We start from the raw sequence: 26,115 nt of genomic DNA, 5'->3' as shown, positions 1-26,115 counted from the left end.
GGTGATGATAAGTGGTTTCCGGAGTATTGAAAATGGTAGTAAACAGGGTAGAACACTTGCCTGCATCTGAACGGAAAATTGCTGAATATATACTGGAAAATCCGTATGAGGTTGTCAATTGTAAAGTCAATGAATTGGCAGAAAAGACGAGTTCAAGCGGGGCAGCGGTCATCAGGCTATGCAAGTCACTGGGGCTGAATGGCTTCCAGGATTTGAAGGTCCGTATTGCCGGTGATCTCGGCAGACCGGAGGAACCGGGTTACAGAGACATTGAACGGGATGAAACCGCCGAGATGATCGTCCAAAAGACTTTGAATAATAGTATACAAAGTTTGCGTGATTCCTCTGAAGTAATCAACTACGAAGAACTAAAAAAAGCGGTCGATGTGCTGTTGAAAGCGAAAAATGTCCATTTCTTTGGAATCGGGGCATCATCAATCATCGCCGTGGATGCGCAGCAAAAACTGCTTCGGATCAATAAAAGCGCAACAGCATTTTCGGATGCGCATCTTGTAGCAACATTGATTGCTAACGCCGAGCTGGATGACGTGGTGTTCACCATTTCGTTTTCTGGTGAAACAATCGAGGTCATCGAAGTTACAAGACTCGCAAAGGAACAAGGTATCCAAACAATCAGTTTGACTAAATATGGGCCCTCATCGGTTGCAGCATTAGCCGATATTAATTTATATACATCCTATTCGAAGGAAGCTCCGTTCCGGAGTGCGGCCACTTCTTCAAGGTTAGCTCAGCTGTTCATGATTGATATTTTGTTTTTGAGCATGGCGACAGAGCAATATGAAGAAACGGTCAGAGCCATCGATAAGACGAGAGAGGCTATAAGATTTATGAAAGGCAAAACATACAAATAATCAGTTTTTTGGGGGGAAAGAAAATGGCTGGTCAAGATTACAAAACTCTGGCTAAAAAAATCTTGGAGCAGTTGGGCGGGGCGAAGAATATTAAAGCCTTTACGAACTGTATGACACGTCTTAGAGTCACACCTTATGATGAATCACTCGTTAACAAAGAAGCCATAAAAAAAATCGATGGAGTTCTCGGCTTTGTTGAAGAAGAAACGCTGCAAATCATTCTGGGTCCTGGGCATGTCAATAAGGTAACAGACGAATTTGAGAAACTGCTCAAAGAATCAGGAGACATCAATCTTAATGAGCGGGCTTCCAGCCTGAAGGGTGAGCTTGAAAAGAAAAACAGCACGCCGTTTAAGCTCTTTTTGAGAAAAATTGCTAGTATATTTATTCCTTTGATACCTGCGTTAGTAGCTTCCGGTTTGGTCAATGGTATTTCTAAGGCTGTCATTCAAGCAGGATGGTTATCGGCTGAATCACAACTTGCAATTATTTTAACAGTTATCGGTGGAGGTTTATTCACCTATTTAGGAATCTTTGTAGGGATCAATACAGCTAAAGAGTTCGGTGGGTCCCCTGCACTTGGCGGGTTAGCCGCTATATTGATTATTAACCCTGCTGCTGCCCAGATTGTCTTGTTCGGGGAAGAATTACTGCCTGGACGCGGTGGTTTAATCGGGGTCATGTTTGCTGCGATATTTATGGCTTTTATTGAGAAGAATGTCCGTAAGTTTGTTCCAGCGTCGCTTGATATTATCGTGACACCGACTATTGCCCTTTTGCTTACAGGTATTATGACGTATCTGGTATTTATGCCTGTCGGGGGATTTGTCTCTGATGTGATTACAGATGGATTGACTGCGGTGCTTGATTTTGGAGGAGCTATTGCAGGGTTCGTTCTTGGAGCGACATTCTTGCCATTGGTCGTGACAGGTCTGCATCAAGGTCTCACACCTATACATTTGGAATTACTCAATACAATCGGTGATGACCCATTATTGCCTATTCTTGCAATGGGTGGCGCTGGTCAGGTTGGTGCAGCGTTCGCTATCTATATGAAAACAAAGAAAACACGCTTGAAAAGAGCGATTGGCGGGGGACTTCCAGCTGGTATTCTTGGTATCGGCGAGCCATTGATCTTCGGAGTTACATTGCCGCTCGGCCGGCCGTTCTTGACCGCATGTTTGGGGGCGGGCGTTGGTGCAGCCTTCCAGGCACATTTCAATATCGCAACGACAGCAATTGGGGTATCTGGTTTACCGCTTGCATTCCTTGTGAATAATGGTGAGGTTCTGCTTTACTTAGTCGGAGTATTAATTGCTTATGTTGCTGGCTTCATCTTTACTTACCTGTTTGGGTTTAAAGATGAAATGGCTGGTGAATTTGATTGATCGGGATTTCCTTTTATTTGAATGATCCTCTGGCTGAGGAACGTATTATCCTTGCAGGCCAAATGGGAGTGAAGCGGGGATTTACCTCGCTTCATATCCCGGAGGAAGCAGGCGAACTGGCAGTACGTGCCAAAAGGCTGCTCCTCCTGGCTAAAGAACAGGGAATCGATGTATATGCCGATGTTTCATTTAAAACACCAGGCCATTTGGGAATCGGAAGTTTGTTTCATCTGAAGGAGTTGGGTATCACTGGGCTAAGACTGGACGATTTCTTTGACCATGGTTTTATTGCTAGTCTGGCAAAGGAATTTAAAATTGCAGTTAATTCCAGTATACTGTTCGAGCGTGATATAAAGATCCTTCTGGATAACGGACTTAAAAGTGAACAGTTAATCGGTTGGCATAATTTTTACCCTCGGAGGGAAACGGGACTAAGTAAATCGTTTTTCCGGGAGCAAAATGCTTTGTACAAGCGATATGACATTCCGGTCTTTGCTTTTGTACCGGGAGGAGGCGAGAAACGCGGCCCTTTATTTGAAGGCCTGCCGACTCTGGAGAAGCATCGATATATATCCCCTTTTATTGCCGCGCTTGAACTATATAATGAAGGAACGGAATATGTATTTGTTGGTGATCCGGAGCCTGGAGAGGACTTACTTAAAAGGATGGTCGACTTTGATAACGGAAAGATTATCATCCAGACAGAGCAAGGATTCAGAAATTATGGTGAATACCGTTTGCGGCCGGATGCTTCCAGGGACGTTCTTCGTTTTATGGATACAAGGGTTGCGGAATCTTTACCGCCACTGCAAAATGATTTCCGTCCGAAAGGAAGCATAACCATTGATAATGACCTGTATGGACGCTATCGCGGTGAAATGCAGATTACGCTGACAGATTTGCCTGCTGATGAACGGGTCAATGTCGTTGGAAGGGTGGCAGAAAGCGATTTGCTGATTTTGAATCATGTGAAGCCGGGTATGGTTATTGAATTAGTATAGGAATATTGTAAACTCCACCCAACAATGGGTTGGAGTTTTTTTTGTAGGGAGACATGGCTCATGATAAATGCTTTTCTCTTCGACGTATTTATATCGTAAAGAAAAAGTAGCCCTCTTTCCTGCTAAATAAAGCCATTTAGACCTTACCAGCATATACTGTCCATGAAGGAGGGAGCTAAAAATGTCCTTTATTGGCATCCTGTTTGTTGGTGGCTTTATTGGTTGGATTGCGGGGTTACTTATTCATGAAAACGTTCACAACAGGATGATAGGGAATTTCCTGGCTGGCATAATTGGTGCGTGGATTGGTACAGGGATTCTCAGTGAAATGGGCCCTGAAACTGGAGGGTTTTATCTATTTCCAGCATTCACAGGTGCTCTTGTCCTTACCCTAATTGTGAGTTTTATTTTAATAAAGACAAGTAAATGGTGAAATTATATAATCTGTCTCCTCAAAATCTGATTTTGAGGCTTCTTTGCGTAGTATAGGTATTTTATTAAAGCTATGCATTATAAGTTATTTTACCAAATTTTGTACCTTCATTTTAAGAGTATAGCTTGGTTTAATGGTAATGTTGTTTGTTTACGTATTATATAAAAAATAATGGCGGGCAAACTAATGGTGCTATTGCAAGGAGGAAGATATGAAAGATAGACGTTTTAAAGTAGCCCATAGGGAAGCAATCATAGGTGTCGTACTTGTCATTATAAATTTTATCTGGTGGTTTGGATTTGCGTATGGGCTAGGGTCGGGTAGTCCGGAGGGATATACATATATTTTAGGTTTGCCAGCTTGGTTTTTTCTAAGTTGTGTAGTCGGCTTTCTTGTTATGGTAGTCCTTGTTACTCTTACTGTCACATTTTTGTTTGAAGAAGTATCCTTTGATGTAGATGACGAAGAGGAGGAGCAATCATGAAGTGGGAAGTCATTGCTCCTTTATTGATCTTTTTAGTTATTATTTTTTATATAGGATTCTGGGCAAATGGAAAATTAAAAACCTCTGATTCTTCCTTCCTGCAGGAATATTTTCTTGGCGGGAGACAATTAGGCGGGTTTGTGCTTGCAATGACTATGATGGCAACATACGGTAGTGCTTCGAGCTTTATTGGCGGACCGGGTGTTGCCTATACACGTGGACTCGGATGGGTTTTACTATCTATGGCTCAACTGGCAACCGGCTATTTTGTATTGATGGTCTTAGGAAAAAAATTTGCGATTATGGCCCGTAAGTATAAAGCGATCACGATCATTGATTTTCTAAAAGGCAGATATAAAAGTGATACGGTCGTTATTATTTCTGCCGTCAGTATCATCATTTTTCTATTCGCTTCGATGACTGCCCAATGGGTTGGAGGAGCGCGTTTGATTGAATCCTTAACAGGTCTTTCATATAAGACAGCTCTTTTTATATTCGCCGTTTCAGTTTTAATTTATGTGATTATTGGCGGTTTCAGAGCTGTCGCTTTAACAGATAGTGTTCAAGGAGTAGTGATGTTAGCCGGAACCGTCATCCTTTTAATCGCCACCATTATTGCTGGCGGAGGAATATCGAACATTATGTCAGACTTAATGGCTGAAAACCCGAACCTAATTACTCCTTTTGGTGCAGAACGAGATTTAACGCCTTTATATGTCTCATCTTTTTGGATTTTAGTTGGTGTGGGCGTTGTGGGTCTACCGCAAATCAGCATGAGAGCGATGTCCTATAAAAATTCGAAGGGAATGCACACAGCGATAATAACCGGAACAATTGTAGTAGGTACTGTGATGCTGGGAATGCATTTAATTGGAATTTTAGCGCGTCCTTTGATACCTGGGATAGAAATAGGTGATATGGTAATGCCTACATTGACTATGGAGGTCTTGCCACCATTTATTGCTGGGATTGTCTTAGCCGCTCCCATGGCTGCAATCATGTCCACAGTTGATTCTCTTTTAATATTGGTAAGCGCAACTATAGTAAAGGATGTATATATCAATTACATAAAAAAAGATGCTACTGAGAAGCAGATTAAAAGAATCAGCTTTTGGGTCACATCAGCAATCGGAATCGCTGTTGTATTATTTGCGTTGAGTCCACCGGATTTAATTGTATGGTTAAACTTGTTTGCATTTGGAGGCTTAGAATCAGTGTTTATATGGCCAGTTATTATGGGATTATATTGGCCAGGCGGGAATAAATACGGTGCGGTTTCATCTATGATTGTAGGGATAGGCAGCTTTATGATTATAGATCGTTTTTATCCAAATCCTTTCGGGATGCATACGGTCGTACTGCCGATTGTTTTATCGTTTTTTACCTATGTTTTAATGAGTAAACTGACGAATGCAAAACAACAGTTATCTATTCAATAACAAGTAAGATAATCGCACAGTCAAGGGCGGTCTCAATATTTAGATCAATCAAGCAAAGAATGCATAGTGTGAAACATTCTTTGCTTTTTCTTTTATCCACGATCAGCTAATTCACATAACATAGCTATTGGAAAAGAAAAAGGAGTAGTCGTCCTTTGAAAGAAGATACAACAACAATTCAAGCTGACAGTGCATATTTACTTTTTACTTTCTAATACTAAATGAGAGAAGGAGGGATCGTATGCCGAAAAGAAAGCATGATGCAGCTCAAAAAAGTAAACAGGGGTTTGATTCCAGTAAAACGGATGCTGAATTCTCTGAGGAATTTGGAAGTGCCAACGCAAATCAAGCCTATAAGAATAAATCTAAAAAGGCAAAGAAATTATAAAATAAAGGAAATAGAGCGGTATGTGTCAGGTTCATAGCCGCTTAGTCTTTTAATCGGAGGTATATATATGTCACATTCAAAAAAAGAAGAAGAAAGACACTGGAAGCAACGAAAAAATTCACAGCATCCTCATGACGAAGTAAAAAGTTATAAGAAGCTTGGTGAAGAAATAGCAAAAATAACAAAAAAATATGATGAATAATGACATAAAAACACATGGACCATCCATGTGTTTTCTTGAGCATTAAATGAATTTTATACTAATCACTTTTCTGATATAGTAAAAGTATAAACTACAATGGGGTGATATACATGTTAAAGAAAATGGCTTCTGATGCATTGGGTTTGTCTGATGTAGGTGTTATTATTCCGCCGGAAGATTATGACAAAACGGATGCAGACGACTATGTTATGCACGAGGATAATGAGAAGATTTATTTCATTATCAAAACGAAGGCAGACGAATATTGCTTTACAAATCTAGCATTAATTCATGTAGATGGCGAAAATGCTGTCTCATCTAAACGTTTATTAAAACGATACCCATATTCTCAGTATAAGATTTCAAATGTCATGCTTGAAACTGCAGGGCGATTAGATTTGGATACAGAAATAAAGTTTGATGTAGGAAATGTTCATTTTGATATTGACGTCAAGAAAAATCAAATTGAAGAATTAAAGGATTTGTATAAAGCATTACTGCGAATTGAGGAAATCACGTATGAAAACTCCATTCAAATGAATTATGCCAAAGAAGGACTCGATCGTGCAGTTCAAACACTCCAACACTCTAGATCTGAAGAAGCATCCTTAACAAACACGTATAAAGGAATAACAGAATTTACATTCGAATGGCTAAAATCCTCCTATAATGAATATCATATGAAAGATTTTGGTGCAGTTTTTGAAAAATACATTAATAATTAATTTTGCCTGGATAGAGTGCAAATTTATGAATAAATAACTAAAAGGGGAGTTCTAAAGTCTATTTATTTTAGGGCTCCTTCCTCTTTTACTAATTCTTCTGGTACCCTCAATAACTTACTCCAATAGAAGACTCATAAATAAATGTAAGTTAACATACTAGGGATGATGAATCCTTGAGCCAATGCACTCGCATCTGCTGTCTTCCCATTTTCGCCTCATAAATAGTTTAGTCCACTTACTTATCGAACTTATCGACTTTCGCTTCGATTTGCGGAAGTATACACTGACGTATTTTAATTTCTTCTGCAACGCAGAGAAAAATTTCAATTCCAAATTAACTAATTTCCTCATAAATACACCATAGAATACATAATCGGGTCTATTGGAAATAAGAGGTGGTTGTCCTCTTATTTTTCATAAAATCTGAAACTCTTGGGACAATTCAATAATAAGCGAAATAAAATCTTGTTGAGAGCCATATAATCGTATGAACGGCAGGGGGATGAATACTAATTTTATAAGAAAGAAGTAAATTGGTACTATGTCGGCAACTATCAGGAGAAACGACGGAGTCTGTGGAAGAATACTTCTATAATACATAAAGGGGAGGATAGGATGGCTAAGAAATATAAAGTGATGATTATCATAGCAGCTGCGGTATTGATATTAGGGATAGCGGCCTTTGCAAGTTATAAATATTACTCAGACGCGGAAAACAAAATTGCCAGGGTCGCCAAGAATAAAGTGGAAGATGCTTCATCAAAGGATGAAACTTTTGAATTTATTGGGCATAGCAAAGTCGAGTACAACAAGGATGAAGATTATTATGTCGTGAGCGGATTCATGGAAGTCAATGATGAATATGAGGCTGGACGCAGAGTGATGTATATAGTAATAGTTGAAGAGAACATGGGGGAATATCAAGCTACAGAAGTGGAACGAACAGATGATGAAGTAAAATATGAATTCGTGGATTATTTCTCCGATTATGAGGAAGAGGAAGATGAGGAAGATGATTATTGAACCAGTCTGGTACTAGGCTGGTTTTTTATTTATAAAAAGGGAGGAATATAAAACTGTTGATTTATGGCTCATCATTTTAAGCAAAGTAAATTCTTCTTTTTATATCAGTATACATACCCAAATTATGGAACTATAGATTAATATAAGAGTATAAACGTTTATCAAAAAGGGGGAAATACATTGGAGTTCGGAGCGATTGTTATTGGGGCTGGTTTGGCCGGTTTGGTGGCTACAGCAGAAATTGCAGATGCAGGGAAAAAGGTATTATTGCTAGATCAAGAACCTGAAGCTTCATTAGGCGGACAAGCTTGGTGGTCATTCGGTGGTTTATTTTTAGTGGATTCCCCGGAACAACGCCGATTTGGTATTAAAGATTCTAAGGAATTGGCTTGGCAGGATTGGATGGGTACTGCAGGGTTTGATCGAGATGATGAAGATTATTGGGGTAAAAAATGGGCAGAAGCGTATATTGACTTTGCTGCTGGGGAAAAACACGCCTGGCTTCAAAAACAGGGTGTTCGCTTTTTTCCTGTAGTTGGTTGGGCCGAAAGAGGAGGTTATTTGGCTGAAGGACATGGTAACTCAGTACCAAGATTTCATATTGTTTGGGGAACAGGTCCAGGTATTGTAGCGCCTTTTGAGAAAAGGGTAAGAGAGCATATTAAAAATGGATTAGTTGATTATCGCCCTCGCCACCGTGTAGATGAACTGATAAGCAATAACGGGATAATTCATGGGTTAAAGGGTTCGATACTGGCAGCCAGTTCGGCTTTAAGAGGTGAGAAAAGCAACAGGGACGTTATTAGCCATTTTGAGTTTTCAGGTAAAGCAGTTCTTGTATCGAGCGGCGGTATAGGTGCCAATCATGATTTAATCCGTGCAAACTGGCCAGAAAGGCTGGGGCCGCCTCCAAAGAACATGATTTCAGGGGTCCCGGCACATGTGGATGGCAGAATGCTGGGGATATCAGAAGAGGCAGGTGGGCGTATTGTAAATCGAGATCGTATGTGGCATTACACAGAGGGAATCAAAAACTGGAACTCGGTATGGGAAAACCATGGAATTAGAATTTTGCCAGGTCCGTCCTCTATTTGGCTGAATGCAACAGGCCAGCGCTTCCCGGCCCCCAACTTTCCTGGGTATGATACACTTGGCACCCTGGAGGCTATCCAAAAAACAGGATTTGATTACTCATGGTTTATTTTGACACAGAAAATTATTGAGAAAGAGTTCGCATTATCTGGTTCTGAGCAAAATCCGGATTTAACGAATAAGAGTATCCGTAAGGTCTTAAGCAGAGTACTCCCTGGTCCTCCTGGTCCGGTAAAGGCATTTATGGATCATGGCGAGGATTTTGTCATTGCAGATAACTTAGTGCAACTGGTTAAAGGAATGAATGAATTAACAAAAGATAATCTATTAAATTACGAAGAAATTGAAAGACAAATAAAAGCGAGAGATCGTGAAATGGATCATACATTCACAAAGGATTTGCAAATTACGGCATTAAGGGGAGCGAGAAATTACATAGGTGACAAATTAATCCGAGTCGCCAAACCGCATAAAATACTTGATCCTCAAAATGGACCATTGATTGCTGTTCGTCTAAACATTGTAAGTCGCAAAACTCTAGGCGGGCTACAAACAGATTTATCAGCACGAGTCCTCAATTCTAAGGGTGAGGCAATACCTGGCTTTTATGCAGCTGGTGAGGTTTCTGGATTTGGAGGGGGAGGAGTTCACGGATATCGTTCGCTAGAGGGGACATTTCTTGGAGGCTGTTTATTTACAGGCAGGGTAGCAGGCAGGGCAATCGCTTCCTACTTAAAAGAGAAAAAGGATTAAACCGAGGATGGTTTAATCCTTTTTTTGCTTTTGACAGATTAAATGTATGTGTCTTTTAATCCGCAGTATGCATCAACTGGGCTGTCACCCTTGAATGGTGATTTACCCATCATTTTTTCTACTAGTACTTCAATTGTTTCTTTATTACCGTCATACGTGTTGATGTATGTTTTCACTTGTGGAACATCCGCTAAGTGGAATGGGTAGTTTACAGAAACAAAGATTGTTGGTACTTCGTGTACATAGAACGGAATATCAGGTGTTCCTTTTAACGCATTCCATGTCATACGTTGAACAACTTCACCCATTTTGATATTAGCGATATTAATGATTAAATCATATTTATCGGTTAATTCTTTAATAGGGCGTTTTGCTGCATATGCGTTCATGATGCTCTTCATTTGTTCTTCTGGTGGCAGGTCCGCGATTTTATCCATTGGAGATTCGTGAATTTCCACTTCAAAGCCTTGCGCTTCAAGCTCTGCTTTCAGAAGATCAATTGGCTTAGGTTTGTTACCGCTAATTAATTTACTGAATGCACCTTCAGCAGTTTTAACATTAACTAGTAATACTCGTTTGTATTTTTCAGGAGTAACAGGCCAAATATCTTGTTTGTCTTTTACCAATGTGATTGCACGATCAGTAACTTCTTTAAATAGCTTAACGTTTTCAGGAAGACCGATTTGTTTAAGCGCTTCTTCTTTCGGCATCATGATTTCCGTTTTTGCTTTTTTGTGAAGACCTAAAGATGCTTTAAGACCAAGGATACGAGTAAGAGCTGCTTCTAAACGCTCTTCTGTAATAATACCGTTTTTGTATCCGTCCATCATGTAGCCGAAATCTTCATCTGGATCGTTGAAGAATAAGAATAAGTCACAACCAGCAGCAATAGCAGTAGGAAGCATTTCGCTGCGTTTCATTGCAGAAGTCATCGCAACCATGTGGCTCGCATCTGTAACAACAACGCCATTGAATTCTAATTTACCACGTAATAAATCTGTGATTAGCTCTTTAGAAAGAGTTGCTGGCAGCAAATCTTCATCTGTAAGGCTAGGGTTGAAGTGCTTGGAATAAGCAGGCATATGGATGTGACCAGCCATGATAGAAGGTAGGCCAGCATCGATTAAGCCTTTGTAAACTTTTCCGAAAGTTTCATCCCACTCATCACAAGATAGGCTGTTAGGCGCGAAGGATAAATGCTGGTCACGCTCATCTACGCCGTCACCAGGGAAGTGTTTAGCAGCAGGTGCAATTCCGCTTTCCTGGATACCTTTCATGTAAGCCAAGCTCATTTCTAAAACTTGATCAGGGTCAGAACCAAAAGTACGGCTGGAGATGATTGGGTTACGCCAGTTCATGTGAATATCTACGATTGGCGCAAAGCTCCAGTTACATCCGATTGCAGAAGCTTCTACACCAGAAACTCGGCCCATTTCATATGCCCATTTCGCATCTTTTGTTGCACCGATTTTAACTTCAAGACCAACTTCAGTACCGTCTGTACAAGCTCCATTACCGCCTGCTTCTGTGTTTGCAGCAATTAGCAATGGAATTTTGCTGTTTTCTTGAAGAATTTTATTTTGATCGTAAACTTCTTCAGCTTTACCAGGATTGTAACGTACAGCACCGATATGGTAGTTGTTTAGCATACCTGTTAAATATTCTTCAGTACGGCTAGCTCCCATATTAACGAATAATTGGCCAATCTTTTCTTCGATTGTCATAGAATTAATTGTGTCTGTTACCCATTTAATATCTTCATCAGATAAATGGTATGGTTTTGCTTTTAAATCCACTTTAGTCATCCTATGTAATACTCCCTTACTAAATATTTGAGAAAAATTTCTATCATCATGTAGTATGTACGTTTTTTCCTTTATTTATGTTTAGGCTTTCATAATTAAAGACGAAGGCATCGACCTTCAAATAAATTAGCCATACATTTAAACTACAAAAAAGTAATTTAACTCAACCACTAGTATTCTAGCATACTAGTTTAAGGATTTCTATAGAAAGTTCAATATTTCACAAACTTATTCAGGATTTAAATAATAAAGATTAATATTTAGAAAAGCCATACAATTGTCAAGATACCTATAGGTATAGTGTTTGATAACGGGAATAATGATAATAGAAGAAAAAGGGGGGATAGACGATGATTCTAAGATTTTCAATACTAATCTTACTCGATATCATTTTTGCAATTACCCTTATTGATCAGCAGCTCATATTGGCAGCACTGATTGCTCTTGCCTTTGTTTATTATACAATAGAGCTTGCAGCTGAAATGGAGTTTGACAATGTGGAATTTGAGTTAGTTCACTTATGATTACCTAAGCGATTAAATGAATTCAAAATGATGTGTATTACACATAATTTATATAAATATCTAAACAGTAGAACGAAAGGGCAGGTATGCTCTTTCGTTCTTACTTGTTAGACTGTTAGGAAATTAACCGACTCGGTTTAATTACCTTATAAAAGAAAAATCCAAAGTATAAATTCAGGATTTTATATTTATTCTACATTCTCTACTCGGTGGGCTAAACGGCTGGAAGCGGCAGCAGCAATCGCCCCAACAATATCATCCAGGAAGGTATGGCACTCACCGGAGGATTTATCATTCAATTTTGCCAGTATGCCTGGTTTCTTTTTATCAATATATCCATAATTGGTAAAACCAATAGAACCATATACATTTACAATGCTAAATGCTAAAATCTCATCAACCCCGTACAATCCCTCATCTGTCCTAATAATGGATTGTAAAGGTTCTTCAAGCATCCCTTTTTCGGAAAGCATATCTAGTTGTATGCCAGTTAAAATGGCATTTTGGACTTCGCGTTTTGAGAGTACGCGCTCCACATTTTTAATACACTCATCCAATAGCAGATTTTCATGATATTGATGCTGAAGGTACAACACTAATTCACCAATATCTGTAACTGTCACCCCTCGATCATGCAACCATTTTCTTGCTGTTTGTTCAGTCATATCTACAGGTTTCCCTTTCATACGAAGACACCAACTCCCATGCATATAGTAAGTATAAATCTTGATGTTAACCACATATAACAGTTATCTTGCCCATATACTTATCATAGTAAGCAAGGAATTAGAGGTGATGAACAATATTGTGATGAACAAACAATTATTACACGAACAATATGGAATTACAGTTGATCAAGAAATAAGCAGTGGGGCAATAAACATATATAACGGTGGAGGCAGAGTATTCATGAGCTTTGCCATAAACATGGAAGAGCAAGAGCTCCAGGAACGAAGCAGTTTGGCGTACCATATGCATAACAAAGGGGAGAAGGGAGTATGGCTTCCCCTGTTAAACAAGGAACAAAAGCTATTAACAAAACTGGAAAGTAACGATTATGTGGTTTGTATAAATGAAATGGAAATTCCTCAGTCATATGAAGTGGGCAGAGAGCTGGCAATATTTCATTATCGTGGCAGGTCTATTCCGCAACGAATCATTTTTTGCAGCAGAATCGGAAAATGGAAGGAAATGTGGGAGCAGCGTGTCGATCAGCTTGAACGAGTTTGGAGAGATAAATTGGCAGCAAAGCCACAAAACGATTTTGAAAAACTGTTTATTGACAGCTATCCTTATTACGCAGGCCTTTCGGAAAACGCAATCCAATATTTAGTTGATACTGAAATAGATGAAAACCCGGAGATGGTTGATGCTGGGACTGTTTGTTATGATCGCTTTACTTCAGAAACCTGGGGATCTGGCTCAAATGGCAAATTATTTAGTGAATGGGTTTTTGACCATAGTGCGAGGGATATTGCTGAGTGGATACGCGCTTATTATTTTAAACAGCCAAATACATACCATCAGGGTGTTGAGTCATTTTTGCGCCAATATCAATCGATTACGCCTTTATCAACATTTTCTGCACGGATGTTATTCTCAAGGTTGCTCTTACCGGTTCATTATTTTGAAATTATTGAGCAGTATTATGTAACAAAATCAGAAGGAGAAAAGACTCGTTTGGAGGAAAGATTAGAAAATTTCGTGAAGCACTCTACTATGTATGAAAGAATGCTAAGTGAAATATATGAACTGGCTGGTATACTAAAGGGGAATATCAAAATGGTTGTTCCTGAATGGATCATGGACAGGAGACCCATTTAGTCTATTTTAAGACATTCTTTGAGTGTCTTTTTTGTTTTAAATAAAAATACTCCCGACTGTATGTGCGGGAGAGAAATTTATCATAGGATATCTTTAACAGCCAAATGTAAGCTAGAGTAGCTTTTAGCTGTAAATTTAATTCCGAGGTTTACCATTGTTTGTGCAATTTCTATTCGGATACCGGATAAGCGCGTTTCGATACCGATGAGTCGCAATGCATCAATAACTTTAAATATCTGATGAGCCACCATTGTGTCCGTAATCGGAACTCCTGATAGATCAATAATAATATAACTTAGATCATATTCACTTCCAGCCTGTAATGCTTTTTCCATCAAGTGGCTTGCACGTTGAGTGTCTAATACTCCAATGATTGGAATAATCCCGATATTGGATGTAATCCTAACAACAGGAATAGACAGTTCAAAAGCAGTCCTCTCCGCCAATACGATTCTATTGGAATATTGTGAAGAATAAGAAATACTAAGCCAGTGTATCGCTTTATCAACAACTGAATCGAATTTAGAAATGATTTCATAGAAAACGTCCAGACTTACTGAATATTTTTTAGCTTGGTCCTTAATGATACCGCCAATTTTATCACGATAAAATCTAACTTCTTCTATTGCATCAGCAAGTGATAAATTTAAGTTTATGAGTAAATCAACGGTTTCCTTTCCCCATTCTTTTAAAACTGCAAAGGTTTCGTTTTGCTCTTGGGCAATTGAAAATCCATATATCTCTATAAGGGTTTTTCGCCAAGTTTTAACCATACTATTGATTTCCTCAGAATATGTATTCGTATCGTCTTTAAATCGTAAATCTGCAAGAGTATCTTCTGAAGAGATTATGTGAGTTGAAACACCTTCTAAAAACACATGTATGCTACTATCAATGCTATGCATATCAACAGCTCCTAATTACTGCGATTTATGACCCATTGTTTTTTTGCAAAGAAAAAAACCCTTTAGAAGGATTAATTTTGAAAATATTTAAGCGCATATCCAATAAGCTAATAACCCTTATACAAAGAATGTATATTATTTTCTCTAACATAACAGTTGGAGAAAAAACTGTAAAGAAATACCTATTTACAAAATGCTTCACATTTAACCAAATTATCTTAAGATTTGCGTAGTTAGAGATAGAGTAACCCGGTATATGGGTAGTAAATAATTGAAATATGTAGGCAAATATTTTAATTGGAATTGCAGAAGCATACGAGAGGAAAGAGGGACACGCTAAATAACTTAACTTTGGACAGCATTATATTGAATAACAAAAGGAATAAAATGGAATTGAGTATATATTAATTATATACGCATTAACCGAAAAAAATCCTGTTCAGAGTAAGAAGAGGTGTTTGAATGATTATCTTACGTAATTTATATTTTAAACTAACACATATGTCTTGGTTATTATTGACCACATCAACCATATTTTTAATCGTATTCTGTACAATTATGCTCAGGTTGATTGAACCAGATACGTTTACTACCTATATGGACTCGTTATGGTTCACAATGACGACCATGTTGACGGTTGGATATGGAGACATGTCACCGACTACTATAGAAGGAAGAATATTTACAATCCTATTTTTGTATGTGGTTGGTATTGGTTTATTCGCCACTTTTATCGGAAAAGTTATGGAAAGTTTTACGGTTTACAGAAGACGTAAAGAGGGTGGAGAGCTTATGTATGAAGGAAAGAATCATATTGTTATCATAGATTGGTCACATAAGGCGCAAAACGCAGTTAAGGAAATTTTAGACAAGAATAAAAAGGCGGAAATAGTGGTTATAGATATGCTTGAAAAGCTATCTTATGTAAATGGAAATATCCATTATATAAGAGGAGAGGCCTCGAATGTTGAGGTATTAAAGAAAGCCAATATCCAAAATGCAAAATCTATCTTGATTTTCTCTGATGATCGGATTCAGAATCAAACCTTAACTGACGGAAAGTCATTAATGATTGCATGTGCGGTTGAAAGAATCGCCTCTCATGTTCATACAGTTGTCGAAATTGAAAGAGAAGAGCATGTTGAAAATTTCTCACATATTAATATTGATAAATTTATATTATCCAATGGAACGATTGCCAAGATGGTAGTAGATGCAATGTAAGTGAGATAACAGGCAAGGCATAAATTTAGAGCTAGTAGGTGGATTATTTAAGGATATCGCTTATCTACTGCCGTTTGTTCATGCTGTTGAAGCTGGAAAAGCTACATTAAGCGGAGTTTATAGAAATATGTTTCCGCATCTATGGTGGGTACTTGGCTATGCTGTTATTATTCTATTTATTTCAATATTTGTTTTTAAAAAGAGAACTCAGGAAGTCTAATTATTAACTTAAAATTATAGATGATTAATCATCTGAAATTGGTGCATGGTCATTAGGCCATGCTTATTTTAGTGAAGTCAGAATTTACTAATCCATCAGATAAGAGGATCATTATTCTTCTAGAATTTAAAGTAGCTTTTTCGCATTATTAATGAAGGATTTTACCATATATCAATAGAATTAAATTGGAAAGGAGGATATCTATGAACACATACGGCAAATTATCTTTATTAACAGTAGGCATCTGTATAGTTTTATCCTATTTTATAACGGATACTATGGCATATCCTAGATTGTTCTTGTTAATGGCTACCATCTTATCTATAGCAGGAATCGTCTTTGCTATTTTATCTAAAAAAATGGTAAGCATGATTTTTGGTATCCTTCTAAATGCCCTTATATGGGTTGGCTTTTTTATATTAATATTAGTTGTAGGTATAGGTATAAACTAAAGGGCCCTCCTTGTTGATAGTGTATCAAATTAATAATTTTTAATTGCAGACTGCTCTATCTATTTATAAAAATATTCTTTAGGTAGATATCCTTTTTTATTACGTCTTTCCAATCGGAGCGGCGTTTTATTTTTGCTTTCATAATCATATTTTCAACTAATTTTCTAATGAATGATGGTGCTAACACATAGCGAAAGGATTGGAATTATATACATATAAAAAGCCTTTATTATTTTGATATAATGAAATCCTCTGTTAATTTAATTGATTAGGCGAAAGGAACACTTAAGATATAAAATGATTAGTTTTAAAAATAATTTGATAAATAATCAGCGAGTGTTAAAGCAAGTTGCATACTTTTCAATCATTTCGTTGGTGTTTATTACCACTATTCTATTTGGTTATAACAGGATGTCGACTCTCTTTAGGAAAGAAGCATCTGAATTATTCCCAACTCATATTTGGCTAGAACATGCTTTATATGAAGATCAACTAGATACAGATGAATTAACTCACTTTTTGCAAACTATTCCAAAAGAAAACGAGTATATCTATGTTTATAATCAAGATACTAAGTCAAAGGCATTATATTATAAGGACACAACGGTACTGCATGATGACGTTGAAGGCATCGATGGCCTTTTATTATTATTGTTAAACAAACTGTTAACACATGTCGATTTAGGGGATGTCTATAATGTGTTTATTAATCAACATTTGGATATGAAATTACTTAATGAAAGTAATTCTACTTTAATCCAAATTGGCCATGAGGTTAATACAGATGCTTTTAAGGGTGAGATCGTTGCTTACCGAAATGTTAGTACAGATCTCTTGGCGGAATTCAAAATAGTAATTTATCAATGCTTGCTATTCATCGGTCTTTCAGTGCTTTTTATTTTCATTAACTATAAAATTATGAAAACTCTTTACTTTACCCCTCTAATAAAAATGAGAGAACATTTTATGAAAATGTCACGATTTCATCTAGAGAGTTTCGTATACGAAAAGCCTGTCACTCCAGACGTAGAAAAGACGATTAATGCAGTCAATACGACGATGTTGGAACTGCAGGATGGAATTAAAGAGACCAAATCCTTCCTTGATGAAATGGTACATGAAATAAAAAATCCAGCCCATAATATTAAAAATGAACTAGAATTGATAGAGGATATGCTACCTGAAGCAGATGAGGAAATGAAACAGAGACTTCAATCCGTTATAAATGAAACTGAAAATATCACTTCCTTATTATCCAGCATAAAAATCATTTATGATATGTATTATTTAGGGGGATCCCCTCCAGATAGTTGGCTGAATCCAATCGAGAAAATCAATCCTATTTTTGAGGAATATAAGAAAAAATACCCTAATCGAGAATTTCATTTCAAGTATAGTATTAACCCCAATATTCATATATGGATTGACCAAGGTTCAATCGAATTGATGATCAGAAACTTGCTTGATAATGCCATAAAATATTCAAAAGAAGACTCCTCCATCTTTATTGGTATCCGTGAGTATAATCAGACCAAAAAGATCGTTATTGAAGTCATAAATTCTGGTTCGAGTATAGATTATAATAATCTTGGAAAGATTTTTGGAAAGTATTATCGTACAAATTCGGCTAAAGCGCAAACGAGTGGAGCAGGTATTGGACTTTGGCTGATTAATAGTATTGCAGACATCTATAATGCCAACGTACATGTGCAAAGTTCAACAAATACCACAGGATTTGCGATTGCTTTTCAGCATTATAAAATTGTAGAACAAAAATCACTTGAGGATGAAGCAATCTCTTCGTAGGAGGTCGCTTTTTTACGTTTCGTTTCTAAATCTTTTATTTTTAAAAGGAATGATCAGTAAGTGTATTTATAAATAGATTGCTTATTATTTCTGTGAAACTCAGGAGATTTATACGATATATTAATTACAGAGTGTTATTTTCCGCTAGAAGTATAGTAAAATAGACTTATAAAAAGGAAATGAGGGATTATCATGTTTGATAAACTGCTGTCATCCATAGGTATCGGTGCTGCCAAAGTTGATACCAGGCTTGCGAAAAAGAGTTATACTGTCGGGGAGACAATCGAAGGGGAAGTTTTCATCAAGGGAGGAAAAAACGAGCAGGACATTGATAATATCTATTTAACATTAATGACCGACTATGTGGTGGAAGTTGATGATAAAAAGGTAAGACGTTCGGTTGCCTTGGACAAAATCTTATTGACTGAGCGCTTTACAATAGCTCCAAATGAAGATAAAGTGGTGCCATTCCAGATAAATGTCCCTTATGAAGCACCTGTTACAATGGGAAGTACCCGTGTTTGGATTCAAACCGGCTTGGATATTAAAATGGCAATTGACCCTCAAGATAAAGACTTTTTAGATATAAAGCCACATCCGCTTGTAAGAGAATTTATAGATGCTGCAGGAAGATTAGGGTTCCGCTTACGTCAGGTAGATTGTGAAAAGACTCCTTCGTATTTCAGAAACGGCTTACCGTTTGTTCAGGAATTTGAATTCAAAGCTACATCCGGTGAATTTGCGAGAAAACTGGATGAACTAGAAGCTGTATTCCAGCTGACAGAAAATGAAGCAAGAGTTTTACTTCAAATAGATCGAAGAGCAAGAGGTTTCTCAAGCTTTTTAGCTGAATCACTAAACATGGACGAATCCTTTGTTAAATTCACTTTTGATAAGTCGGACATTGGCACGCTAGACCGGACATTGGGAGATATCATTAGAAAATATTGCTGATATATGGGTTCGACCAGTCAGATTCAATAAAATTTGACATGGTTTTTATATTTCGATGAAAGAAACTGCTCACTGGCAGTTTCTTTTTTATATAGAAATCTATTTATTTATAAAAATAGTTAGCTGAGAAATTAGATATAAGTAAATGAAACCAAGGATCTCTTAGTTAAGAATATATCCATAGAGGTAAACTAAGCATTAAGAATGAGGGAAATGTACAGAAGTTTGTCATTTTAACATGGAATAATTGATTCTACATTAAGATAGACCTAAGGGTAATAATGAAGTAAGTACTTATGCCGGATGGAAAAATAAGAAAGATGGATGTATTCTCGAGTGAGAGGAATCTATCTAGATACATCCCCAAAGATCCATCTCCGTAGCCTTCATCAACCTTTCTTTCGTTTTGTTCACTCGCTTTGTGATAAAAAAAGAGGAGGAATGATATGAAAAAAATCACCTCAATTGCATTCAGCACGATGATTACTGTGTCTGCATTTAACACATCCGATGGTCTAATGATGACAAGTGCTAAGGGACATTCCGACAATGCCTCATATTGGGACGAACCAGGTCGAATGCTACCGATACTCCTACCTTCAAATGCCAGAATGGCAGGTATGAAGCAGTCTGCACTTGATGACATAGATGTGACAATCGGCCAATACATCGAAAGCGGCTTAATTCCAGGGGCGGTCACCTTTGTGGCACGAAGCGGTCATATTGTTCAAAAAGCTGCATATGGGTTTGCGGCTCTCTATCAGGATGATGGCTTCACGGAAATTGAAACACCTCTTAAAATGAAAGCGGATACAATTTTTGATATTGCTTCTATAAGTAAGCTTTTTACAACTACTGCGGTCATGATGCTTTATGAGCAAGGAATTTTCCAACTCGATGACCCTGTTGCGTTGCATCTGTCTCAATTCGCTGCAAACGGCAAAGAAGACATCACAATCAGACAACTTTTAACCCATACTTCAGGTTTTGCAGCTGGGATGCCTCTTTATATGCAAGAGGGCACTCGAGAAAGTCGCATCCAGTCCGTACTGCAACATGGTTTGATTAACGAGCCTGGGACCACCTATTTATACAGTGATTTGAACATGATAACGCTTGGGGCGCTAGTCGAGAAATGGTGTGGTCTCCGGCAGGACGAGTTTGTTAAGAAAGCCATCACAGAGCCGCTTGGTATGAAGGATACGATGTATAATCCTCCGGCAAAATTAAAGAAACGTATAGCTGCAACCGAATATCAGTCAAAGATAGGGAGAGGGCTTGTCTGGGGCGAGGTTCATGATGAAAATGCGTGGTCGCTTGAAGGTGTGGCCGGTCATGCAGGCGTCTTCTCCACAGCCAAGGATTTAGGGATTCTCGCCCATGCATATCTAAATGATGGTAAATACGGTAAGATACGCATTCTAAAGAAGAAAACGATTGACTTAATTATGAAGAACTATAACGCTGCGTTTCCAGGAAATGACCATGGATTAGGCTTTGAGCTTAATCAGGGCTGGTACATGGATTCGCTTTCTGACACATTCACCGGCGGCCATACGGGCTACACCGGTACAGCTCTTGTGATGAGTCCATCTAATCAGACTGTTGCTATTTTACTTACAAACCGGGTACATCCATCCCGAAATACACCTTCCATTAATCCTATCAGACGAACATTCGCTAGAGGTGTGGGAGACAGCATACCTATAAATGTGAAAAAGGGACAAATGGCTTGGTTCGCGAGCTATGGAGATCAATTAGATAACACACTTTCAGCTCAAGTGAATTTAAAAAGAGATGCTTATTTGAGTTTCGATACCTGGTTCCGTATTGAAGAGGAGAGTGATTATGGATATTTGGAAACATCGACTGACGGAAAAGCATTTACAAGTATTCAAAGCTTCACAGGAAAAAGCAATGGATGGGAGAAGGAGAATGTCCTCATTCCTGCCGGCACGAAATTTATTCGTTTTTCTTATAAAACGGATGATAGTGTCAACGGGCGCGGCTGGTATATTCAAGATGCAAGCATAAAAACAAATGGAAAGAAGGAACGACTGACATTCGAGAGCAATGGATTTGAACGCAGAACAGATTAAATGGGAGGAGCTAATATTGAAAAATAAAAAATGGTTCTTGATTATACTTGTGATGAGTGTATTCCTGACGGCAGGATTCAGCAATCAAACTAAGAAACCAGCTAAGCCAAATGATGGTGTGCGAGATATTGTCATCTATCAAAATCTGCCTGAGGTTGATAAAACGATTAGCGGTAACAGTGTCAAAATGAAGGCAGTGAACGTCTATCATGATGGTCATTTCACAGAGACAAAAAAGGTGAAATGGTCGGTGGCAAATAAACGAATCGCGAAAATCACCTCTGATGGTACCTTGACGATTTCAGGGAAACCAGGAGTGGCAGCCATTCTTGCAACATCGGGAAAAAAGATAGACACAGCTTTTTTGGTGGTGGATAAAAAGGGAAAGGCCACATTTCGTTCTATCAAGCAGAAACGGTATCGGCTTGCTGATTATGCCGTTAGCAAAATGAAGTTAGAAGAAAAAATCGGACAAATGCTCATGCCTGATTATCGGAACTGGGACGGTAGAAATGTGACGGAAATGCTGCCTGAGATAGAACGGCAAATTAAGGATTATGACTTGGGTGGAGTTATTCTATTCCGTGAAAATGTCGTAACGACTGAGCAAACCGCCCGTCTAGTGGATGCGTATCAGCTTGCCTCCGAGAAATATGGGATGCTCATCTCAATTGATCAAGAGGGTGGAATTGTGACCAGGCTGCAATCTGGAACTGATATGCCCGGCAATATGGCCTTAGGAGCTACACGGTCTGGGACAATCACGAAAGATGTTGCGCGTGCCATTGGCGAGGAGCTGGGTTCGCTTGGCATTAATACAAACTTTGCCCCATCGCTCGATGTCAACAATAATAGTAACAATCCTGTCATTGGTGTCCGTTCCTTCAGTGAAGACCCGAAACTTACCGCTGAACTCGGAACTGCTTATATTGAAGGCATGCAGGAAACAGGTACGATTGCAACAGCCAAGCATTTTCCAGGTCATGGAGATACGGCTGTTGATTCTCATGTTGGACTTCCAGAGGTTCCATATGAGATGGAGAGGTTAAAGGAAGTGGAATTATACCCGTTTCAGCAAGTGATGAATTCTGGTGTTGATGCCATCATGACCGCGCATATCACCTTCCCGAAGGTAGATGACACGAAAGTCATTTCCAAAAAGACCGGTGAGGAGGTCTCCGTACCAGCTACTCTATCCAACCGCTTTCTAACTGGGTTGGTTAGGGAGGAAATGAACTATGATGGATTGATCGTTACAGACGCCATGAATATGGGGGCTATCACCGAGCATTATGGAACTGTCGATGCGGCCATCATGTCTGTTAAGGCAGGAACGGACATTGTACTTATGCCTGTTGGATTAGAGGATGTTCGTAATGGTCTACTTGATGCAGTAAAAAATCGTGACATTAAAGTAAAGCAAATTGATGCATCTGTAAAACGGATACTATCACTCAAAATTAAAAGAGGCATTTTTAAGGAAGAATCACCAGAGCCACTTGACGAAAGAATCGAAAAAGCGCTTGAGACTGTTGGTTCACCAGAGCATAAGGCGATTGAGAAAACAGCTGCAGAGAAATCGATTACCCTCGTCAAGAATAACAATCAGATTCTGCCTTTAAATGACGTTGAGGAATCCGGAAAGATTGTTGTTATCGGTATGACATACAACCAAGATTTATATAACGCAATTAAAGAAAAGCATGCAAACACTGAGGAGATTACTCTTCCTTCTAGCTATCAACTGACAGATGCACAGAAGGAGCAGCTCCGTCAGGCGGATTATATTATTATTGGCAGCCATACATCAAATGTAGCAATGCGATTACCTACCCATCCTCAAATGCAGAGAATTAATGATATTATCGACAACTATGATGCACCTTCTATAGCTGTTGCGATTCGTAATCCATATGACATTATGTCCTATCCTCAGGTTGATGCATATATCACTCAATATGGTTTCCGTACCGCAAGCTTTAAAGCAACTGCAGCGGCCATTTTCGGTGAGATAAATCCATCTGGTAAGCTCCCAGTCACCATACCGAACGGGCAAGAGGAAATTTTATATCCATTTGGCCACGGTTTATCCTACTAATTGATAACTAAGGAGGCTTCATATGCTGAAGAAAGGTTTCGCAGTCCTATTCACATTAATCATGATTTTATCGACAATTTCTTTCGCCCAGGCAGGTCAAAAGGACAGGCATAAAAAGAAGGATTTAGAACTAGGCGTCGACGTTATTCTAAGTGATAAAAAAGAATTGCTGGAAGGTAAAAGGGTCGGTCTCATCACAAATCCGACGGGTGTAGATCAAGAACTTAACAGCATTGTTGACCGTTTCTATGAGGATGAGGACATCAATCTCACCGCTTTATATGGCCCGGAGCATGGAGTTAGAGGAGACGCACAGGCCGGCAGCTATGTTGATTTCTACATTGATGAAACTACAGGTCTTCCTGTATACAGCCTTTACGGAAAAACTCGTAAACCAACACCGGAAATGCTAAAAGATATCGATGTACTTGTATTTGATATTCAGGATGTAGGCGCACGCTTCTATACGTACATTTACACAATGGCATTAGCGATGGAAGCAGCAAAGGAACAAGGAATCCCATTCATCGTCCTTGATCGCCCGAATCCCCTAGGTGGATTGAAAGTAGAAGGACCAATTCTTGAAGCACCTGAATATGCATCGTTTATCGGGCAATACGAAATCCCGCTCAGACATGGAATGACTGTTGGAGAACTCGCGAAACTATTTAACAAGGAATTTGGCATTGGGGCGGATTTAACCGTTGTAAAAATGAAAAATTGGAAGCGTTATATGAATTATGAAGATACAGGGCTAGAATGGGTGCTTCCATCTCCTAACATGCCGACACTCGACACAGCCTATGCTTACCCGGGCACAGGATTAATTGAAGGAACAAATTTATCCGAAGGGCGTGGAACAACGAAGCCTTTTGAATTGCTCGGAGCCCCATTCATAAACGGAACAGAACTAGCAAGGGAGCTAAACAAGCTAAACTTAAAAGGTGTTCAATTCCGAGCAGCCTCATTCACGCCGACATTTTCGAAGCATAGTGGAATCCTAACCCATGGTGTTCAGGTTCATATAACAGACTATGATGATTTCGTGCCACTAGAGACAGGTCTTCATATCGTCAAGACCATTCATGACATGTACCCGGATGATTTCGAATTCCGTGCAGAGGACAGCAAGGGAATTTCCTATTTCGACTTACTTGTTGGCAACGGTTGGATTCGCGATGATATAGAAGCTGGAAAATCTGTTAAACAAATCAAGCAAAAATGGGGAAATGATTTAAAAGACTTCATGAAATTACGATCTAAATATTTGCTGTATAGATAAGGGAGAGGAGCTTGAAGGCTTATGCTTTTGAGCTCTTTTTTTGTGGAGAAAATAAGATATAGAGAAAAAATACACGGAGTACTAGAATTTTCATTACTTTTGTTAAATTTCATCATTATGTGAACAGCTGCTAAAAAAGAAAAAGTGATCGAAGGCTTGTTTCCTTATTGTTTCTTTACTTCAACACAACTATATGAAAATGAGACTTCCCAGTCATATAAGTTAATAGAAGGCAATAGTTAGGTTGTAAGATCTATCACAAAAGGTTATGAATATTACAAATTGATCGTACATTATGATAAAATTAGGTATATAGTACTATATAAAAATACAATTGAAGGAGCGAGGGAAAATGAACAAGATAAAAGATATTTTATTTAAACAACGTATACTATTATTAGTAATCATAGTTGTATCACTTATTTTTGTGTCATTTTTCATTGGGAATACAAGCGCTTCAACAAAAATTGACCAAGAAAAGTTAAAATATGATGAAATCAATCAAAAGATAAAAGAAAAAGAAGAAGAATTAGACAAAATAAAGACTGATATAGAGATTACTCAGTCTAATTATGATTATCTTTTTGAAGAGTATGAGGAAGCATTAAGTATTATCGATGAAAAAGATACAGCTTTACAAGAAAAGAATGCAGCTTTAGAAGAAATAGAGAAAGCGCAAAATGAAGTCGATAAATTAAAAAAGCAAGAGGATGATTTGAAACAGTCATTAAAGGATAAAGAGTCTGAATTAAATTCTTTAACTGGTAAAATAAAAGAAGCTAAAGGGCAACCAAAAGTATTAAGTGCAGGTAAATTCACAGTAGGAAAAGACATTCCTGCAGGAAGATATAAAGTAACGCCAAATGGCCAATCACCTGGTAACTTTTTTGTTAATGATGGTATGGATGTGAACATAATCTTAGGTTCTGGTGATTTTGGTGAATCAGAATATGTATTTGAAGCTTTTGAGGGTGACGAGATTGAATTAACTATATCAGCCAAATTTACACCTATTGAATAATAAGTTAATAAATATGAAATTTAAAAAAACCGGATTCTACGAGTCTGGTTTTTTGTTATCGTCAAATCACTTTAATTCCTCTAACTAGTATACCGCTAGTT

Annotated in this window: 24 protein-coding genes; 21 read left to right on the top strand and 3 right to left on the bottom strand. The window is 38.2% G+C overall.

Translation table 11 applies throughout. The features are described 5' to 3' along the window. Positions 1 to 11: 11 nt before the first annotated feature. The 11 genes from AC4D4A_RS03265 to AC4D4A_RS03215 all read left to right on the top strand — a co-directional run bounded on the left by AC4D4A_RS03265 (position 12) and on the right by AC4D4A_RS03215 (position 9,800). Entirely contained in the window at positions 12 to 872 is an 861-nt protein-coding gene (locus AC4D4A_RS03265; protein ID WP_490994567.1) for a MurR/RpiR family transcriptional regulator, read from the top strand. Between the two features lie 23 nt (positions 873 to 895). Further along, positions 896 to 2,260: a PTS transporter subunit EIIC gene (locus AC4D4A_RS03260; protein WP_490994566.1), complete on the top strand. Its 1,365-nt coding sequence runs from the start codon at positions 896 to 898 to the stop codon at positions 2,258 to 2,260. Next, positions 2,257 to 3,261 (top strand): MupG family TIM beta-alpha barrel fold protein, encoded by a 1,005-nt coding sequence (locus AC4D4A_RS03255; RefSeq protein ID WP_490994565.1) that lies wholly within the window; start codon positions 2,257 to 2,259, stop codon positions 3,259 to 3,261. Before AC4D4A_RS03260 ends, AC4D4A_RS03255 begins: the two co-directional genes overlap by 4 nt. Before the next feature lie 181 nt (positions 3,262 to 3,442). Continuing rightward, entirely contained in the window at positions 3,443 to 3,694 is a 252-nt protein-coding gene (locus tag AC4D4A_RS03250; protein ID WP_490994564.1) for a GlsB/YeaQ/YmgE family stress response membrane protein, read from the top strand. 211 nt (positions 3,695 to 3,905) lie between these two features. Beyond that, positions 3,906 to 4,178, top strand: a complete 273-nt coding sequence (locus tag AC4D4A_RS03245) for a YhdT family protein (protein WP_490994563.1) — start codon at positions 3,906 to 3,908, stop codon at positions 4,176 to 4,178. Next, the gene (gene panF, locus AC4D4A_RS03240; protein WP_490994562.1) at positions 4,175 to 5,617 is read left to right on the top strand and encodes a sodium/pantothenate symporter; all 1,443 of its coding nucleotides are present in this window, start codon (positions 4,175 to 4,177) and stop codon (positions 5,615 to 5,617) included. The genes AC4D4A_RS03245 and panF overlap by 4 nt, the downstream gene beginning before the upstream one ends. 241 nt (positions 5,618 to 5,858) lie before the next feature. Beyond that, entirely contained in the window at positions 5,859 to 6,005 is a 147-nt protein-coding gene (locus AC4D4A_RS03235; protein WP_490994561.1) for a hypothetical protein, read from the top strand. A gap of 67 nt (positions 6,006 to 6,072) precedes the next feature. After that, positions 6,073 to 6,207, top strand: a complete 135-nt coding sequence (locus AC4D4A_RS03230) for a DUF6254 family protein (protein WP_219847586.1) — start codon at positions 6,073 to 6,075, stop codon at positions 6,205 to 6,207. Between the two features lie 110 nt (positions 6,208 to 6,317). Next, positions 6,318 to 6,932: a PH domain-containing protein gene (locus tag AC4D4A_RS03225; protein WP_490994560.1), complete on the top strand. Its 615-nt coding sequence runs from the start codon at positions 6,318 to 6,320 to the stop codon at positions 6,930 to 6,932. Between the two features lie 615 nt (positions 6,933 to 7,547). Then, positions 7,548 to 7,955: a hypothetical protein gene (locus tag AC4D4A_RS03220; RefSeq protein WP_490994559.1), complete on the top strand. Its 408-nt coding sequence runs from the start codon at positions 7,548 to 7,550 to the stop codon at positions 7,953 to 7,955. Positions 7,956 to 8,135: 180 nt separating this feature from the next. Then, positions 8,136 to 9,800: an FAD-binding dehydrogenase gene (locus tag AC4D4A_RS03215; RefSeq protein WP_490994558.1), complete on the top strand. Its 1,665-nt coding sequence runs from the start codon at positions 8,136 to 8,138 to the stop codon at positions 9,798 to 9,800. A 38-nt stretch (positions 9,801 to 9,838) separates the two neighbouring features. Here AC4D4A_RS03215 and AC4D4A_RS03210 read toward each other — a convergent pair whose 3' ends face one another. Continuing rightward, positions 9,839 to 11,605, bottom strand: coding sequence for a glycoside hydrolase family 3 protein (locus AC4D4A_RS03210; protein ID WP_066103876.1), 1,767 nt, complete (start codon positions 11,603 to 11,605; stop codon positions 9,839 to 9,841). A 350-nt stretch (positions 11,606 to 11,955) separates the two neighbouring features. Here AC4D4A_RS03210 and AC4D4A_RS03205 point away from each other — a divergent pair, with 350 nt between their 5' ends. Further along, positions 11,956 to 12,129: a hypothetical protein gene (locus tag AC4D4A_RS03205; protein WP_180349962.1), complete on the top strand. Its 174-nt coding sequence runs from the start codon at positions 11,956 to 11,958 to the stop codon at positions 12,127 to 12,129. 188 nt (positions 12,130 to 12,317) lie between these two features. Here the strand turns inward: AC4D4A_RS03205 and AC4D4A_RS03200 are convergent, their stop codons facing one another. Beyond that, positions 12,318 to 12,815 carry a phosphatidylglycerophosphatase A family protein gene (locus AC4D4A_RS03200; RefSeq protein ID WP_181161997.1) on the bottom strand — a complete coding sequence of 166 codons (498 nt, stop codon included), beginning with the start codon at positions 12,813 to 12,815 and terminating at the stop codon, positions 12,318 to 12,320. A gap of 109 nt (positions 12,816 to 12,924) precedes the next feature. On the opposite strand from AC4D4A_RS03200, the gene yutH reads away from it, so the two are divergent. Further along, positions 12,925 to 13,953, top strand: a complete 1,029-nt coding sequence (gene yutH / locus AC4D4A_RS03195; protein WP_490994557.1) for a spore coat putative kinase YutH — start codon at positions 12,925 to 12,927, stop codon at positions 13,951 to 13,953. An 80-nt stretch (positions 13,954 to 14,033) separates the two neighbouring features. Here the strand turns inward: yutH and AC4D4A_RS03190 are convergent, their stop codons facing one another. Next, entirely contained in the window at positions 14,034 to 14,858 is an 825-nt protein-coding gene (locus AC4D4A_RS03190; RefSeq protein ID WP_139891957.1) for an STAS domain-containing protein, read from the bottom strand. 462 nt (positions 14,859 to 15,320) lie between these two features. Between AC4D4A_RS03190 and AC4D4A_RS03185 the strand changes: the two genes are divergently transcribed. From AC4D4A_RS03185 to AC4D4A_RS03150, 8 genes are all read left to right on the top strand, one after another. Next, on the top strand, positions 15,321 to 16,082 hold the full coding sequence (locus AC4D4A_RS03185; RefSeq protein ID WP_066103869.1) for an ion channel: 762 nt from the start codon (positions 15,321 to 15,323) through the stop codon (positions 16,080 to 16,082). A gap of 423 nt (positions 16,083 to 16,505) precedes the next feature. Then, the gene (locus AC4D4A_RS03180; protein WP_490994556.1) at positions 16,506 to 16,754 is read left to right on the top strand and encodes a hypothetical protein; all 249 of its coding nucleotides are present in this window, start codon (positions 16,506 to 16,508) and stop codon (positions 16,752 to 16,754) included. A gap of 297 nt (positions 16,755 to 17,051) precedes the next feature. After that, on the top strand, positions 17,052 to 18,560 hold the full coding sequence (locus AC4D4A_RS03175) for a sensor histidine kinase (protein WP_490994555.1): 1,509 nt from the start codon (positions 17,052 to 17,054) through the stop codon (positions 18,558 to 18,560). 192 nt (positions 18,561 to 18,752) lie between these two features. Further along, positions 18,753 to 19,514: a sporulation protein gene (locus AC4D4A_RS03170; RefSeq protein ID WP_490994554.1), complete on the top strand. Its 762-nt coding sequence runs from the start codon at positions 18,753 to 18,755 to the stop codon at positions 19,512 to 19,514. Positions 19,515 to 19,960: 446 nt separating this feature from the next. After that, on the top strand, positions 19,961 to 21,613 hold the full coding sequence (locus AC4D4A_RS03165) for a serine hydrolase domain-containing protein (RefSeq protein WP_490994553.1): 1,653 nt from the start codon (positions 19,961 to 19,963) through the stop codon (positions 21,611 to 21,613). Positions 21,614 to 21,629: 16 nt separating this feature from the next. Further along, positions 21,630 to 23,711, top strand: coding sequence for a glycoside hydrolase family 3 protein (locus AC4D4A_RS03160; protein ID WP_490994552.1), 2,082 nt, complete (start codon positions 21,630 to 21,632; stop codon positions 23,709 to 23,711). 25 nt (positions 23,712 to 23,736) lie between these two features. Beyond that, on the top strand, positions 23,737 to 24,993 hold the full coding sequence (locus AC4D4A_RS03155) for an exo-beta-N-acetylmuramidase NamZ family protein (protein WP_490994759.1): 1,257 nt from the start codon (positions 23,737 to 23,739) through the stop codon (positions 24,991 to 24,993). A 352-nt stretch (positions 24,994 to 25,345) separates the two neighbouring features. Continuing rightward, complete coding sequence (locus tag AC4D4A_RS03150) at positions 25,346 to 26,014, top strand: hypothetical protein (protein WP_490994551.1); 669 nt, start codon at positions 25,346 to 25,348, stop codon at positions 26,012 to 26,014. Positions 26,015 to 26,115: the final 101 nt, after the last annotated feature.

The sequence above is a fragment of the Pradoshia sp. Z5_111 genome (assembly GCF_058267535.1).
The sequence above is the reverse complement of the archived record's forward strand: the minus strand, read 5'-3'. Positions and strand labels throughout refer to the sequence as shown.